Annotated in this window: 15 protein-coding genes; 12 read left to right on the plus strand and 3 right to left on the minus strand. The window is 40.2% G+C overall.

Annotated elements, in window-relative coordinates; genetic code table 11:
- The first annotated feature begins 16 nt into the window (after positions 1 to 16).
- The 10 genes from ABT310_RS14095 (at position 17) to ABT310_RS14140 (ending at position 8,412) form a co-directional block, all read left to right on the plus strand.
- Positions 17 to 463 (plus strand): hypothetical protein, encoded by a 447-nt coding sequence (locus tag ABT310_RS14095; protein WP_375324528.1) that lies wholly within the window; start codon positions 17 to 19, stop codon positions 461 to 463.
- 259 nt (positions 464 to 722) lie between these two features.
- A complete protein-coding gene (locus ABT310_RS14100; RefSeq protein ID WP_375324529.1) occupies positions 723 to 1,175 on the plus strand; it encodes a YybH family protein in 453 nt (150 codons plus the stop codon).
- 110 nt (positions 1,176 to 1,285) lie between these two features.
- On the plus strand, positions 1,286 to 1,867 hold the full coding sequence (locus ABT310_RS14105) for a Crp/Fnr family transcriptional regulator (protein ID WP_375324530.1): 582 nt from the start codon (positions 1,286 to 1,288) through the stop codon (positions 1,865 to 1,867).
- A gap of 65 nt (positions 1,868 to 1,932) precedes the next feature.
- The gene (locus ABT310_RS14110) at positions 1,933 to 2,556 is read left to right on the plus strand and encodes an FMN-dependent NADH-azoreductase (RefSeq protein WP_375324531.1); all 624 of its coding nucleotides are present in this window, start codon (positions 1,933 to 1,935) and stop codon (positions 2,554 to 2,556) included.
- A gap of 30 nt (positions 2,557 to 2,586) precedes the next feature.
- On the plus strand, positions 2,587 to 3,318 hold the full coding sequence (locus ABT310_RS14115; protein ID WP_375324532.1) for a DUF6090 family protein: 732 nt from the start codon (positions 2,587 to 2,589) through the stop codon (positions 3,316 to 3,318).
- Positions 3,319 to 3,359: 41 nt separating this feature from the next.
- Positions 3,360 to 4,103: a DUF6090 family protein gene (locus ABT310_RS14120; protein WP_375324533.1), complete on the plus strand. Its 744-nt coding sequence runs from the start codon at positions 3,360 to 3,362 to the stop codon at positions 4,101 to 4,103.
- A gap of 4 nt (positions 4,104 to 4,107) precedes the next feature.
- Complete coding sequence (locus tag ABT310_RS14125; RefSeq protein WP_375324534.1) at positions 4,108 to 4,590, plus strand: hypothetical protein; 483 nt, start codon at positions 4,108 to 4,110, stop codon at positions 4,588 to 4,590.
- A 262-nt stretch (positions 4,591 to 4,852) separates the two neighbouring features.
- A complete protein-coding gene (locus tag ABT310_RS14130) occupies positions 4,853 to 5,596 on the plus strand; it encodes a DUF2268 domain-containing putative Zn-dependent protease (RefSeq protein WP_375324535.1) in 744 nt (247 codons plus the stop codon).
- Positions 5,597 to 5,828: 232 nt separating this feature from the next.
- The gene (locus ABT310_RS14135) at positions 5,829 to 6,233 is read left to right on the plus strand and encodes a thiol-disulfide oxidoreductase DCC family protein (protein WP_375324536.1); all 405 of its coding nucleotides are present in this window, start codon (positions 5,829 to 5,831) and stop codon (positions 6,231 to 6,233) included.
- Between the two features lie 109 nt (positions 6,234 to 6,342).
- Positions 6,343 to 8,412 carry a mucoidy inhibitor MuiA family protein gene (locus ABT310_RS14140; protein ID WP_375324537.1) on the plus strand — a complete coding sequence of 690 codons (2,070 nt, stop codon included), beginning with the start codon at positions 6,343 to 6,345 and terminating at the stop codon, positions 8,410 to 8,412.
- Positions 8,413 to 8,467: 55 nt separating this feature from the next.
- Here the strand turns inward: ABT310_RS14140 and ABT310_RS14145 are convergent, their stop codons facing one another.
- Positions 8,468 to 9,793: a dicarboxylate/amino acid:cation symporter gene (locus ABT310_RS14145; RefSeq protein WP_375324538.1), complete on the minus strand. Its 1,326-nt coding sequence runs from the start codon at positions 9,791 to 9,793 to the stop codon at positions 8,468 to 8,470.
- 57 nt (positions 9,794 to 9,850) lie between these two features.
- A complete protein-coding gene (aroC, locus tag ABT310_RS14150) occupies positions 9,851 to 10,915 on the minus strand; it encodes a chorismate synthase (protein ID WP_375324539.1) in 1,065 nt (354 codons plus the stop codon).
- 193 nt (positions 10,916 to 11,108) lie between these two features.
- Between aroC and ABT310_RS14155 the strand changes: the two genes are divergently transcribed.
- Positions 11,109 to 12,023: a UDP-2,3-diacylglucosamine diphosphatase gene (locus ABT310_RS14155; RefSeq protein ID WP_375324540.1), complete on the plus strand. Its 915-nt coding sequence runs from the start codon at positions 11,109 to 11,111 to the stop codon at positions 12,021 to 12,023.
- On the opposite strand, the gene ABT310_RS14160 is transcribed toward ABT310_RS14155, so the two are convergent.
- Positions 11,994 to 14,909, minus strand: coding sequence for an FAD-binding and (Fe-S)-binding domain-containing protein (locus ABT310_RS14160; protein WP_375324541.1), 2,916 nt, complete (start codon positions 14,907 to 14,909; stop codon positions 11,994 to 11,996). The two genes, ABT310_RS14155 and ABT310_RS14160, sit on opposite strands and share 30 nt — an antisense overlap.
- Positions 14,910 to 14,996: 87 nt before the next feature.
- Here ABT310_RS14160 and ABT310_RS14165 point away from each other — a divergent pair, with 87 nt between their 5' ends.
- A complete protein-coding gene (locus tag ABT310_RS14165; protein WP_375324542.1) occupies positions 14,997 to 15,488 on the plus strand; it encodes a hypothetical protein in 492 nt (163 codons plus the stop codon).
- Positions 15,489 to 15,574: the final 86 nt, after the last annotated feature.

The following is a 15,574-nucleotide window of genomic DNA, read 5'->3' on the forward strand; positions in this document are numbered from 1 at the left end:
GAATTCTTAATTAAAAATGGAAGTACAAAAAGAAATACAAAGGCAGTTTCGACAACAACAAGAAAAATTTGTCTATTATATGATTGCTCTTTCTGTAACTGCTATTGGCTTTTCTATATACAAGACAACAGGGTTACAATTGAAATGGTCTCAAATACCTTTGGGATTAGCAATTCTTTTTTGGGGGGTTAGTGTATTCTGTGGATTAAGATTTTTAAAGTACGTTATAAGCACTTTATACGCAAATAATGCCTATTTCGACATAATGCAAGGCAGAGATACGGAAATAGGAACTCATCCTAAAAAAATTGAAGCCGCTACAAAAGGAGTAAAGCAAGCAATGGAGTCTAATTCGAATAGAGCAAGTGCTTATTCAAAATGGCAAGAAAGATTATTTTATTTAGGTATAATTTTATTCCTTTTATGGCACATAATAGAAATGTATCAAGCAACACCAAGATGAGAAAACCAGCTGCCAACTGGCTATAATTCATTGCTCCCTCCTCCCCTAAACCAAATTCCCTACTTTTTAAAAAAGCCGTGTAATGAAGCTAGAGCATATCGCCATTTGGACTTCGGATCTAGAAAAAATGAGAGCGTTTTATCTGCGTTTTTTCGAGTTGGAGTCCAACAAAAAATAGTACAATTCAAATAAACAAGCGCAGGAATTGTTTCAGCAAATAATTATAACTTGAATGTGGAAAAATAACCAAGCATATTCCATGAAAACAACCCAACCTTACCTTTTTGCAGTGCTATGTATTTTGCTTTTCAGTTCGGAACTATTTTCCCAAACCGATAAAGAGCAAATTTTATCCGTTCGAAAGGCTTCCAATGCAGCACTGAAGTCTTATTCCAATAAAGAAGTACTATCCTATTTAACAGAGGATGTATTGACCACCACAGGAAACGGAACCCTGTTATGCGGTAAAGAGGAATTGGAACACTATATTTTAGAGGGTGGAGAAAGTAAAATGTATTGGGTGCGTGATACAAAAGACATTGTGATCAACGAAAAAAGAGGCTTGGCTTGGGAAACTGGGATTTGGAATGGATATGACCCTGAAAAAAGTTCAGAATCTATCGTTAATGGGAATTATTCGGCCATGTGGACCAAAGCATCGGGCGAATGGAAAATTAAATCCCAACTTTTTGTAACGCTAGGTGAAAAGTAAAGCATTATGCGCAAACTCCTTGAATACCACTTTTGCCCCATCCCTCGCTCATCTAATTTGCCTACTTTTAAGTACCAAAAACTCATAAGCGACGGTTGCTGCACTTTTACATGAAAGAGGGACTACTTACATCAATTTCCAAATACATTACCTTACGTTCCGAAGAAGCGCGTTTAATAGAAACGTTTTGGACGGAGAAAACCCTTGAAAAAGGAGCGTATCTGTTGCGAAACGGGCAAACCTGCCGTACCGATAATTTTGTGGTGAACGGTGCATTAAAGGCTTTTTACATCAACCCCGAAACGGGTAAGGAAGAGATCCTATATTTTGCCATTGAAAACTGGTGGGCAACGGATATGGATAGTTTTCAAAAACAAAGACCGTCCATCTACAACATTCAGGCCATTGAAAACACTACGCTACTTCAAATAAGCCACGACTCTTTTCAAGAAATGCTACGGCAACTTCCGAAGCTTGAACGCTTTTTTAGAATTATCCTCGAAAATTATCTGGGGAGTTTGCAGAAAAGAATCATCTTGAATAAAACCCTCGACGCGGAACAGCGCTATCTGGATTTTTTGGAGAACTATCACAAAATCGCCGAAAAAGTGCCCAACTATCTCATTGCTTCGTATTTGGGAATCTCTGCCGAGTTTTTAAGTAGGATCCGAAAAAAAATCGATGCATCTTGAACTAGGTCAATTTTTTTCCTGTTTCCGATATGGAACTTTGTTTCGTAATCAAAAAAATAGGAATTATGAACAAAGTATTGATCATCAACGCAAGTGTACGAAAGGAAAGATCGCACAGTAGAAAGCTGACACAACTTTTCGAGGAAAATTGGAAAAAGAAGAATCCGAACGACGTTTTTACGCACAGAGAAGTCGGGTTGGAACAAATCCCGCCCATCGATGAAGAATGGATTGCAAGTGCGTTTGTAAACCCCAGTGAAAAAACAAAAGAAAACCAATCGGGCGTTGCCCTTAGCGATGCATTGGTAAAAGAGTTCAAAGCTCATGATATTTATGTTTTGGGCACTCCCATGTACAATTGGTCCGTTCCGAGCGGGTTAAAAGCTTACATTGACCAACTTATGCGGATCAACGAAACTTGGAAATTCCGTTCTGGCAAACCGGATGGGGATTATGTGGGTATGCTTGAAAACAAAAAAATGTTCATTCTATCGAGTCGTGGTGACACGGGATATGGCGAAAATGAGAAAAATGAACACATGAATTTTCAAACCACCTACTTAAAGTTCGTTTTCGGAATTATGGGCATAAAGGATATTTCGATCATCTCCTTGGACAATGAAGAGTTTGGCGGGGAACTTTTTGAGAATTCTAAAAAGGAAATTTATCAAAAGTTGGAACAGATTTAAAATCATATCTTTAGGGGAAACCAACCTCCAATGATCAAGTTCTTCCGTAGCATCCGTCAGCGATTGCTTTCCGAAAATAAGTTCAGCAAGTACCTACTCTATGCCATTGGCGAAATAATCCTTGTGGTAATCGGTATCTTGATTGCACTTCAGATCAACAATGCGAATGAAGTTTCAAAACAGAAACAGAAAACGAACAACTACAAAACAACCTTGATCAACGAGCTCAAAGCTGATCTAACCAGACTTAACCAATTGGATACCATATGCCGGAGAAAGCAGGTCGATATAAATAAGTATCTCGCCTATTTTAAAAAGCCGGACAAGGAAGTTGATTCCATAATCCGTGGCATGGAAAACGTTGTTTATTATGGTGATTTTTACCAAAGTATTGTATTTACCATTGATGATATTATTAATACGGGCAACCTAGAACTTTTTAACAAGGAGATCAAACATGCCATTTTGGAATTTAAGGCCACACAGGAATTTTATGATAAAAACAGAGAGGAAGTGGTGCAAAAATGGGTCTTGAGCAATCTTGAATTTGAAAAGGCCGTGGATATGCTTTCTTTTGATGAGTTTCCGACCGAAGGTTTCAAAAACCCCAAAGACTGGAGATTTGATTTAAATTCGGAACAATACAGACTATTTAATAATATGGCGTTAAGCGTTTTACGAACTTATTATTTCCGAACCGATCAAAACAGTAAAATAAGGCAAAGTATAGAACATCTACTAAACGTATTGGGGAAGGATTGAATATAAAATGATTGATTTACAATTAACGAAAACAACTTAAGATGATCAAATTCTTTCGCAGGATACGTCAGCGATTGCTTTCCGAAAATAAGTTCAGTAAGTACCTGCTCTATGCCATTGGTGAAATTGTGTTGGTGGTAATCGGTATTCTGATTGCACTTCAGATTAATAATTGGAATCAGGAAAGAATTAATAGAGATTATGAAGTAACGATGCTGAGGGAAGTTAAAGAGGCACTGGATAAAGACATCGACAACATCGAGGGTGGACTTAAAGCTCTTGAAGATTTAAAACAAAGCGTTATTGTTTTGACAACTGTTCGAAATGGGTCAACTTACCCTCAGGATTCACTGGCCTACCATTTTAATAATGTAAGACAAGGAGGTATTGCGCTCGTAATCAATTATAGTCCTTACGAGTCGATCAAGTCTACAGGATTGGATAAAATTTCAAATCCCGAACTTAGAAACAGTATTACAAATTTATACGAGGTAAAATTAAAAGCAGTTGAATTTTGGGTCAATGAATTTATTAGAAGAAAACTGTATGAGAAAAATGATTTGGTCGCTGCCATATTTGAGAAAAAAATTATCCCCGATACAACCGATGGTATAAAAGTGGAATATATCATAAATCACGAGTTGATCCGCACCAACGATCAATTCGATAACTTTCTAGTTGTTTCGGGCGGTTATATACCCATTGCCATTAGAAATTACAATTACGCTATAGAAGAAATGAAATCCCAGGTAAAAGAAATAGTATCAGAACTAGAAAAAAACTAAGGATATGTTAGAAACACTGGAAGCATATGCATTGATCGCTGAAATTATATCCGCGGTTGCCATCATAATATCTTTAATATTTGTTGGTGTTCAGATCAGAGCAAATACAAAGGCAACACAAGCATCTACATTTCATGAAATTGCAGCTTTGGACATCAACATACTGCTCAATTTTAGTAGTTCTCCAGAATTGGCAAGTTTGATCACATTGTTTAGAGATGATCCCGACTCATTGAGCGAAGAAGAACAAATTCATGGTTTTTATTTGTTCGGCGCAGAAGTTAGGCACGTTGAAAATTTGTTTTTGCAAAATGAAAACAAGATGTTGAGTGCAAAAAATTGGCAGTCTAGAAAAGCACTGGTCGATGGCGTGGTACTCTCCGCCGGATTCGGGGCATTATTAAAACATCCATTCAGTAAGTTTTTTGATGGTTCATTTATTGAGTATGGTAGAACCCAAAGAAAAAAGGCTGGGATTGAAGAATAATGAAATCACAACAATGGTAATAACCCTCCCCTAAACCATACTCCCTACTTTTTGTAATGGTGTCGTACTGCGGCATTGGTCTCCTAAAGGTCATTTTGAAATAAGGAACAAAGTTCCGATTGAGAAATTCAGTTTTCTCACACTCGCACAGCTCGGTTCGAAATGACCATCCTGTCGTTGATTTTAAATAAAGCTTATATGTTCTTATTTTTTGATGTAACATTTTTGCACCTATTAAGTCTACAGGTAAAATGAATCATCAATGAAGTCAATCAAAATTCTAGTGCTTTTTTTGGCACTAAACCTAATCAGTAATTGTAAAAAGGGTCCGAACAATACGGAAACCACAAGTTCCAGTATCATCTTTACAGAAGATGACAAAAAATTTACCCCATCACAAAGAGAGCTCATTCGCGAAGTGGTCTTGGAATCGGAAAATGAAATCAGAACCCTATTGCCCACCTTGCCCGACAGCATACAGGTTTCTTTGGAAATAGTGGATTGGGACCTTGACCTGGTTGGGGGAGTTACCGGACGTACGGAAACCAATTCCCCTCCCGTTGTACTCATTCAGATTTCGGAAAAATTTCCGGGCGGGGTGACCAAAGCTGCCCAAAAGGCACTAAAGCATACTATTTTTCATGAATTCCATCATTTATCACGGGGTTGGGCCATTCAGGACAATAAATATGGTCCCGGTATATCCATTGCAGCCATAAACGAAGGGCTTGCCGTAGTTTTTTCCGAAGAATACACTCATGAATCCACGGAAGCGGATAGTCCTCCTGAAAAAGCCATTGCAGAACAATGGGTGGAAGAAATCAGGTCGTTGCCCATAAATGCCAATTATCAAGATTGGATGTTCCAACATCCCGATGGCAGACTGGCCGTGGGTTACCGAACAGGAAACTATATCATTAGAAAGGCCATGGCCAACTCGGGGAAAAATGTTCTGGAGCTCAGTGAACTTACTCCCGATGAAATTTATCGACTGGCTGGATATTAATTAATGTCTCAACACGAAAGAATGGCTCCGTAGAACCAAAGTCATTTCGAAATGAGGAACAAAGTTCCGATTGAGAAATCCAAAAAAGAGATTTCTCACACTCGCACAGCTCGGTTCGAAATGACTCTCCCTTTCATTCGTGTTTATTCGTGCAATTAGTGTCAACCCATTACGCTGTCGTATCTTTGCAGTAAAGAAATTGGATTCTTGCATGTACCGGAATGACACGACTATGGAAAATAAAAAGATAATCTTGTTCGATGGGGTGTGCAACCTCTGCAACAGTTCGGTACAATTCGTAATCAAACGGGACAAAAAAGATGTGTTCCGCTATGCGGCCTTACAAAGTGAGATAGGACAAGAATTAGTGAGCCAACGGCATATCGACACTTCCAAAGTGGATTCCATCATCCTTATTGAGCCAGGAGTTGCTTATTACACCAAATCGGACGCTGCACTGGAAATAGCAAAAGACTTGGGTGGGTTTTGGAAATTGACCGCTATTTTCACGTGGATACCCACCTCCATCCGCAACGCTATTTATGATTTTGTGGCAAAGAACCGTTACAAATGGTTCGGTAAACAAGAATCGTGTATGATACCCACCCCTGAACTAAAAGCCAAGTTTTTGGGTTAACTCATTCATCAACCCCGTTCCCTAATTCAAGGATAGGTATTACCATGGTTGTTATTTTAATTTGAAGGATTGAAAAGTAGGTTTGGATGAACATTTAAATCCAACCACTATGAAAAGTACTGTATTTTTATTTCTGATAGCCCCATTATTTCTTTTTTCCAATGCGTTAAAAACCCCTTCCAAGATCAAAGAGGTCACCGTGTACTTGAGTGGTGCCCAAATTACCCGAACGGCCAATTGTCAACTTAGTGAGGGTTCTAATGAGGTGGTTTTCACTGGACTCTCCCATAAAATTGATGAAAGTAGTATTCAAATTTCAGGACTGGGTCCCGTATCCATTCTTTCCATTGCCTACAATATCAACTATTTGGAAAAATCCGAAAGTAATCCCAAAATCAAGGAATGGGAGAAAAGCTTTGAGCAATTGAATTATGAAATCACCTTGCTGAAGAACACCATATCAGGACTTGAGGAAGAGGAAAAAGTAATCACTTCCAACCGAATTGTGAATGGTGACAGTCAGGTGCTGGATTTGGAACGCATCAAACAAATTGGTGCCTATTACCGAGAACGCATCACGAGCATTAAAAATGAGATTTTCAAGACGCAACTTCAAATCAACGAACTCAAACTGGAAGTCAATGACCTGCAACGCCAACTAACCGAGGCCAATAATAGCGAAGAGGTGCCACAAGGTGAAATTACCATCACTTTTGATGCCCCTATTGCCACCAATTTAAACGCTACCCTGTCCTATTTAGTGGATGATGCAGGTTGGGTACCCAATTACGACATAAAATCCACTGGCTTGAGTACCGACTTAAGCTTGGCCTATAAAGCCAATGTATACCAGAATACGGGTCAAGATTGGAGCAATGTGAACGTGGTGCTCTCCACGGGAAATCCCAATTACAACATCAGCAAACCCAAGTTGGACACCCATTATTTAAACTTTGTTTCAGGTTATCAAAAGCGTTATGCTCCCAATACCAAGAAAAAAGGTTATGCCTACAACCCAGCCGTTAAAAAAGTAGTGGGTACGGTTACCGATGCATCTGGCGACCCACTTCCGGGTGTAACCGTTTTGATTAAAGGCACCACTACGGGCACATCGACCGACTTTGATGGCAATTACAGGATAGATGTCCCTATGGGACAAGAATTAAACTTCGCTTACATTGGCATGCATTCCCAAGATGTACCCATTTACTCTTCGATTATAAATGTAAGTATGGAGGAAGATGCCCAACATTTAGATGAAGTGGTCGTAACGGGTTATTCAACTGCGGCAGTTACCTCGGTATCTTCAGAACAAATTTTAGCTGGCCGCGCGGCAGGTGTATCTATCCGTGGTGCGTCATCCATCCGTGGTGCGTCATCCATCAAACAAATGCAACCATTATATATTATAGATGGAGTTCCTGTGGATGGCTTTGAAGAAGGTGATCTGGATGAAAAAGAAATTCAAGATATCGAAGTACTTAAAGGCTCCAATGCCTCTGAAATCTATGGAAGTAGAGGAGATCATGGCGTAGTGGTAATCACCACTAGAAAAAGTATTGCCCAAGAAGGCGCCACTAAAACCGAGTTTGTCATAAAGAAGCCTTATACCATTAATTCCGATGGAGACATTACCGCCATTGAAGTGAACACTTTTAAAATTCCAGCCACTTATGAATATTTTGCAGCCCCCATTTTAGATGAAAACGTATACCTGACCGCCAGTTTCAAAGATTGGGAGCAACATCAACTATTACCTGGTGAGGCCAATATTTACTTTGAAGGCACCTATGCCGGAAAAACAGTACTGGACCCCTACACTACCAAAAAAGAAATGGTACTCTCTTTAGGCGTTGACCATAACATCAGTGTTACCAGAAAACAGGAACGCAATTTTAAGAGCAAATCTTTTGCCGGTAGCAACCGCATTGTGGACCGCAGTTATGTGTTGGAAATCAAAAACAATAAAAACAGTGCTATTAACCTAAGGATGATGGACAGAATCCCCAAATCCCAAAACAAGGAAATAAAAGTGGATGATATTGTTGCGAACAATGCTACTTATGACGACATAAAAGGCTTATTGACATGGAAAATGAACCTCCAGCCCAAAGACAGTCAAACAGAGCAGTTTTCATTTCAGGTAAAGTTCCCAAGAGGAAAGTATATCTCCTTATAACCAAAAGAAAAGGCCTCCAATTTGGAGGCCTTTTTAAAGTTCTAAATTTTAAAGCTTATTTTACTTCATCTAAATGGTCATCCCAATTTTTAACATGGGGCTCACCCAATTTACCTACAGATTTGGCCACCAACATGGATACGGTGGCATCCCCTGTAACATTCACAACGGTACGGCACATATCCAAAGGTCTATCCACAGCAAAAATCAATGCCAAACCAATGGCCAATTTATCCGCTGGAAAACCAATGGATTCCAAAACAATTACCAACATTACCATTCCCGCTCCTGGAACAGCCGCAGAACCAATGGACGCCAATAAAGCCGTTAAAACTATTGTCAACTGGTTTCCAAAAGTTAAATCAAACCCTAACGCCTGTGCAATAAAAACGGCAGCAACACCTTGGTATAAACTGGTTCCGTCCATATTAATGGTCGCTCCCACAGGGAGCACAAAACTAGACACTTCTTTATCTACTCCAATATGCTCCTCTACCCTTTCCATAGTTACAGGTAAAGTTGCTGCACTGGAACTAGTGGAAAATGCCAAAAGCTGTGCTGGGCTAATTTGTGTTAAAAACCAAAATGGATTCTTTTTGGTCACCACCGCTACGATTACACAATAGAAAACAATCATTAGTGCCAATCCCAACACCACAACACCAGCATATTTCAATAAGGCCAATAATAAATCAGGGTCACTTGAAGATACCACAACACCTGCCAATAGTGCAAAAACGGCATAAGGAGCCGTTAGCATGATCAAATCAACCATTTTAAGCACCACATCGTTTAGGGCGTCAAAGAAATCTTTTAGAGGCTTTGCTTTTTTCTCACCGATCAGCAACATCGAAATTCCCAAGAAAACGGTAAAGAAAATCACCTGCAGCATCAAACCATTATCGGTCATGGCTGCCATGGCATTATCGGGAACCATATCTACCAAAAACTGCAAAGGTCCACTATCTTTTTGACGGGATGCTTCTTCAATTTTGGAAGTAACTCCAGCATCACCTGCGTAAGTCTCTGTAAGTTTGGCGACGGTATCTTCAGAAATTCCGTTACCAGGCTGCATTACATTGACCAATACCAATCCAATAGTAATGGCAACAACAGTAGTGACAATATAAGTGGCAATGGTTCTAACACCGATGTTACGGAATTTTGAAATATCCTTAAGGTCTGAGATACCTTTTACCAAGGATGCCACAATCAAAGGAATGGCAATAAGTTTAAGAAGTTTTACAAAGATGGTTCCCAATGGTTGGATCCAGTCCGAAACAAATTCTCCACCCCAAGATACTTGGGTCATGCCAAATCCAAAAAGAATACCCAAAAGCATTCCGATCAGGATTTGCCAGTGCAATTCCAATTTTCTCATAAAATAATTTTAAGCTGGTAAGATACTTTATAGAATGGAAACGACCTAACCGACAGCCTAGATTTTGTTGGTACGCGCCAAAAGCGCGTAATCAGCCAAAACCAATGCTGCCATGGCTTCCACGATGGGAACCGCCCTTGGTACCACACAGGGATCGTGTCTGCCTTTACCTTGGGTTGAGACCATTTCTCCCTCCTTATTTATAGTGTCATATGACTGAAGTACAGTTGCCACGGGTTTAAAAGCCACATTGAAATAAATATCCATTCCATTGCTGATTCCACCTTGAATTCCCCCACTGCGATTGGTTTTTGTGGTGCCATCGGTGTTATAGGCGTCGTTGTGCTCACTTCCTTTCATGGCTACTCCAGCAAATCCACTGCCATATTCAAAGCCTTTTACAGCATTGATGGACAACATGGCCTCGCCCAAACGGGCATGAAGTTTGTCGAAAACAGGTTCACCAAGACCAATAGGTACATTTTGAATCACACAGGTTATCACACCTCCAATGGTATCTCCCTCTTTTTTAATGGATTTGATGTACTCCTCCATTTTTTGGGCCATTTCAGAATCTGGACAGCGCACAGGATTGGACTCTATATTGGTAAAATCCAATTCTTGATAAGGCGTCTCCATTTTGAGTTCGCCAACCTGGGAAACAAAGGCATTGATTTTAATATCACTTAAAAATTGCTTTGCAATGGCCCCAGCCACTACCCTACTAGCTGTTTCTCGGGCAGAGCTTCTTCCCCCGCCACGGTAATCTCGAAAACCATATTTCTGGTCATACACATAATCGGCATGCGACGGACGGTAGGAATCTTTTATATGGGAATAATCCTTAGATTTTTGATTGGTATTGTGAATGGCAAAGCCGATTGGCGTTCCAGTGGTCTTTCCCTCGAACACCCCGGAATAAATCTCGACCGTATCAGGTTCCTTTCGTTGGGTAACAATGGCCGACTGTCCAGGTTTTCTCCGGTCCAACTCATTTTGAATCATCTCCTCATCCAAAGGTATGCCTGCAGGACATCCGTCAATCACGCCGCCAAGGGCTCTTCCATGCGATTCACCAAAGGTGGTTAGCCTAAAAAGTTGTCCAAAAGAATTTCCAGCCATTCGGTATAAAATTTGGTTTCCGCCAAAGGTAGATGTTATAATTCTAATTCTAAAACGCACTTGCTACTTAATACTATTCTAACATCTTGACGCTCATGGTGATGATTTTTTAACAATTATGTCATGAATTAATGATTTGAATTTGATTTTCAGTTTATTCCTACCGTTTTATTTTGCACTAAACCCTATTAGATTGAAAAAAAGGAAGATAGAACTGGCTGTGATTTCCGATGTTCACCTAGGAACCTACGGATGTCATGCCGACGAATTGATAGCTTACCTCAATAGCATACAGCCCAAAAAGCTCATCTTAAACGGGGATATTATTGATATCTGGCAATTCAGCAAGCGGTATTTTCCTGCCGCTCACTTAAAAGTGCTTCGAAAAATAATAGGAATGGCATCCAAAGGGGTCGAAGTTTACTATATCACTGGAAATCACGACGAAATGCTTCGTAAGTTCAGTAATACTTCAATGGGAAATTTTAAAGTGATGGACAAATTGGTCCTGAATCTAGATGGAAAAAAAGCTTGGATTTTTCATGGCGATGTGTTCGATGTTTCCATCCAGAATGCGAAATGGTTGGCCAAGTTGGGTGGCTATGGTTACGATATTCTCATCCTCATCAACAGCATCATCAACTGGTGTTTGGTAAAAATGGGGCGTGAGAAATATTCCTTGTCCAAACGCATAAAGAACAGTGTAAAAAGTGCTGTAAAGTACATCAATAACTTTGAAAAGACCGCTGCCGAACTTGCCATTCAAAATGAATACGATTATGTGATCTGTGGACACATCCATCAACCCAAAAAGGAAATATTCGAAAACAAAAATGGGAGCACCACTTACCTAAATTCAGGGGATTGGGTGGAAAACCTTACTGCCTTGGAATATTCCTTTAAGCGATGGAAAATTTACCACTATAACCACGACAGATTATCTCCATTTTTTGTGGATGAAGATCTCAAAGAAATGGACATGAATGACCTTATTGCCTCCATTACCGACAAAGAAGTGCATATGGAAGACATAAGCCATGATTCAATTGTGGACAATGAAGAAGAAATTGAGCCAGATTCAAATGACCAAGGCCTGTCTCAAAATTGAAACAGGGTGTTGGGCCTCCCTCTTTGTACCATCTTTAATTTGATGCCTACAACTGGTTCCATTGGCCGCTATTAAAGTATCCTCTGGACTTTTTTCTACTGCTGGGAACAATTTTAGCCCACCCACTTTCATACTGGTTTCATAATGTTCCTTTTCATAACCAAATGAACCGGCCATTCCACAACAACCTGAAGCAATAATGGTCACCGTATAGTTTTTGGGCAGGTTCAATACATCAAAGGTTACCTTTTGATTGCTCAACGCCTTTTGGTGGCAATGACTATGGATTTTAACGGTTCGTTCCTCTTCCGTGAATTTATCTGAAGTTATGTGCCCCTCGGCTATCTGTGCGGCCAAAAACTCTTCCAACAAAAAGGACTGGGCTGCCAATTTTTCCAATAGCGGTTTATCATCATGCAATCGCTGGTATTCATCCCTAAAAGAAAGAATGGCGGATGGCTCCAAACCAACAATCGGAACTTTTTCGTCCAAAAAGGGTTTTAGGTTTTCCATATTTTCTGACACCAATTTTTTGGCCTGCTTTAAAAAACCTTTGGAGAGATAGGTACGGCCGCTTTCCGCATAAAACAGTTCTACCTCATAGCCCAATTTGCAAAGCAATTCGATGGCATCTTTCCCTACTTCAATATCCAAATACCTCACAAACTCATCAATGTAAAGTACTACTCTTGGTTTTGAAATATCGGTGCGCTTCACCTTGTATTTTTCAAGATGGGCATCAAAATTGAATTTGTAGACTTTGGGCAAACTGCGCTCTGGAGCCACTCCCGAAGCCTTCTTTAAAAGACCACCCAAAACACTTGAATCATAAACAGCGTTGGTTAAGCCAGACATTTTACTGCCCAACGCATTCAATTGTGTATTGTAGGCAAAAAGTTTACTGCGCAGACTATAGCCGTTGGCTTCTTGATAGTTGTACAAAAACTCCGCCTTCAAGGTGGAAACATCCACATTACTTGGACACTCGCTAGCACAGGCTTTACAACTCAAACACAGATCAAAGGCCGATTTCAATTCGTCATGATCAAAACGGTTGTTTTTTTCCGAATTGGTCAGAAATTCACGTAATGCATTGGCCCTGCCCCTTGTGGTGTCTTTTTCGTCTTTTGTGGCTTGATAACTGGGACACATCCCCCCTTTCATTTCGTGGCTTTTTCTACAATCACCACTACCATTACATTTTTCGGCTGCTTTTAAAATCCCTTCACTGTCCGAGAAATCCATAAAAGTTGAAACCTTGGGTTCATCTCGGTCAATTTTATAACGGAGCGATTCATCCATAGGGTACGCATCCACAATTTTCCCCGGATTAAAAATCCCATTGGGGTCAAAAAGTGTTTTAACGCGTTTCAACAACTCATAATTGGCTTCCCCAATCATCAAAGGAATAAATTCTGCACGTACAATACCGTCGCCATGCTCTCCACTAAAACTTCCTTGGTATTTTTTGGTCAACTTGGCCACATCGGTGGTGATGGAGCGGAACAATACCACATCCTCCGACTTTTTAAGGTTAAGAATGGGACGTAAATGCAATTCCCCAGCCCCAGCATGGGCATAATACACAGCATCTTGGTTATTGCTCTCCATAATTTTGGAAAACTCCATGATAAAGTCTTTCAAATCTTCCAAGGCCACGGCAGTATCCTCAATACAGGCCACTGCCTTTCGGTCTCCCACCATATTCCCGAGGAGTCCCAATCCCGCCTTTCGCAATTCAATAGCCTTATTAATGTCGTCGCCATACAAAACAGGATTGGCGTAGCTTAAACCTGATTCTTCGATAGTTTTTAAAAGTGAATCCAATTGGGCCTCCAAATCCTCTTCCGAACCCGCCTTTAACTCCAACATCAAAATTCCAGCAGGGTCGCCCTCGACAAAAAAGCGATTGGCCAATTGTGCTCGATTGTTTTTGGTGCAATCCAAGATTACCTTATCCATCATCTCGCACAAGTGCAAGCTATGCTGCATCACTGGAGCTACATCACTCAAACAATCCTCCAAGGTTTTATAATGTGTGGCCACCATGGCTGCATAGCTTGGTGGTAAATCATCCAACTGCAAGGTGATTTCGGTGGTAAAGGCCAAAGTACCCTCACTGCCGGACAATAATTTGCATAGATTGAATGCTTCCGCAACTTCACTAAACACATTGTTTTTTAGCAATTCGTCAACCGCATAGCCCGTATTTCTTCTATGGATGCTTGGTTTGGGAAATTCTGAATGGATTTGATTTTGGGTTTCTGGATTGGAAAGCTCTTCAAATAATTTGCTATAAATTTTTGATTCTAAGGAGTCCCCTTTTTTCTTTTCTTGAAATTCCTTTTTGGAAATTCCGAAAAATTGGGCATCACTTCCATCGGACAAAATACATTGCATGGCCACTACTTTATCCCTTGTTACCCCATATTGAATGGAGGTGGTGCCAGATGAATTGTTTCCGACCATCCCACCGATCATACAACGGTTCGCGGTAGAGGTGTTGGGACCAAAAAATAATCCGAAGGGTTTCAAAAACTGGTTCAATTCATCACGGACCACGCCGGGCTGCACCTTTACTTGCTTTTTATCCTTATCTAAGTGAATAATCTTGGTAAAGTATCGACTTACATCCACCACAATGCCATCACCAACACACTGACCTGCCAAAGAGGTCCCTGCCGTTCTTGGAATTAGACCGACTTTGTTTGTGTTCGCAAAGGCAATGAGCGTTTTTAAATCTTCAGTATCTTTGGGATATGCCACAGCAACAGGAAGTTTACGATACACTGAAGCATCAGTGGCATAAATGGCCTTGGTCAAATTATCGAACAACAGTTCACCGTGCAGTTGCTCGTCTAATTGTTTTAACAAAATTTTGTCCAAGTTGGTATAATTTTTCACCCTAAAGTGAGTTTAACATCCTTATAAGCTAACAAAGCTATCTCAATTTTTTAATTTAAAGTGAACCTCATGAAGATTACCACATTATTTTCAGTATTATTTTTGTTTGCAACAGTAAGTCTAAGTGCACAGAGTATTTCCGAACACGCTTTAGGACTTAGGCTGGGTGACAGCGATGGCTTTGGTGCCGAAATATCTTACCAAAACGCCCTTGGTGACAATAACAGATTGGAAGTTGATCTAGGTTGGAGAGACAACCGAAATTTTGACGCTTTTAAATTGGCCGGTCTTTACCAATGGGTATTTCCCTTGGATGGCAATTTTAACTGGTACGTTGGTGCCGGTGGTGGATTGGGAAGTGTTGATTTCGAGGACCCCATTTTAGATGATGATGAAGGGTTGTTCATTTTTGCTGCCGGTGATATTGGAATTGAATATGATTTTGATTTTCCTTTATTGCTATCATTGGATTTTAGACCAGAAATTGGTCTTGCAGGTTACGATGGTTTCGGCGATGATTTTGATTTTGATATCGCTCTTGGTATTCGCTATCAGTTCTAATACTGTTTCTAAAGAAAAAGTTAACCCTTGGCTTATAAAAAGTCAGGGGTTTTTTTATGCCATATGGATTGAATACCTTAGCAACT

It is taken from the genome of Flagellimonas cixiensis (genome assembly GCF_042134615.1).
In the GTDB taxonomy this organism is placed as follows: domain Bacteria; phylum Bacteroidota; class Bacteroidia; order Flavobacteriales; family Flavobacteriaceae; genus Flagellimonas; species Flagellimonas cixiensis.

Coding starts and splice junctions, on each gene's coding strand:
- ABT310_RS14095 (WP_375324528.1), top strand. CDS start 17: ATGGAAGTACAAAAAGAAATACAAAGGCAGTTTCGACAACAACAAGAA.
- ABT310_RS14100 (WP_375324529.1), top strand. CDS start 723: ATGAAAACAACCCAACCTTACCTTTTTGCAGTGCTATGTATTTTGCTT.
- ABT310_RS14105 (WP_375324530.1), top strand. CDS start 1,286: ATGAAAGAGGGACTACTTACATCAATTTCCAAATACATTACCTTACGT.
- ABT310_RS14110 (WP_375324531.1), top strand. CDS start 1,933: ATGAACAAAGTATTGATCATCAACGCAAGTGTACGAAAGGAAAGATCG.
- ABT310_RS14115 (WP_375324532.1), top strand. CDS start 2,587: ATGATCAAGTTCTTCCGTAGCATCCGTCAGCGATTGCTTTCCGAAAAT.
- ABT310_RS14120 (WP_375324533.1), top strand. CDS start 3,360: ATGATCAAATTCTTTCGCAGGATACGTCAGCGATTGCTTTCCGAAAAT.
- ABT310_RS14125 (WP_375324534.1), top strand. CDS start 4,108: ATGTTAGAAACACTGGAAGCATATGCATTGATCGCTGAAATTATATCC.
- ABT310_RS14130 (WP_375324535.1), top strand. CDS start 4,853: ATGAAGTCAATCAAAATTCTAGTGCTTTTTTTGGCACTAAACCTAATC.
- ABT310_RS14135 (WP_375324536.1), top strand. CDS start 5,829: ATGGAAAATAAAAAGATAATCTTGTTCGATGGGGTGTGCAACCTCTGC.
- ABT310_RS14140 (WP_375324537.1), top strand. CDS start 6,343: ATGAAAAGTACTGTATTTTTATTTCTGATAGCCCCATTATTTCTTTTT.
- ABT310_RS14145 (WP_375324538.1), bottom strand. CDS start 9,793: ATGAGAAAATTGGAATTGCACTGGCAAATCCTGATCGGAATGCTTTTG.
- aroC (WP_375324539.1), bottom strand. CDS start 10,915: ATGGCTGGAAATTCTTTTGGACAACTTTTTAGGCTAACCACCTTTGGT.
- ABT310_RS14165 (WP_375324542.1), top strand. CDS start 14,997: ATGAAGATTACCACATTATTTTCAGTATTATTTTTGTTTGCAACAGTA.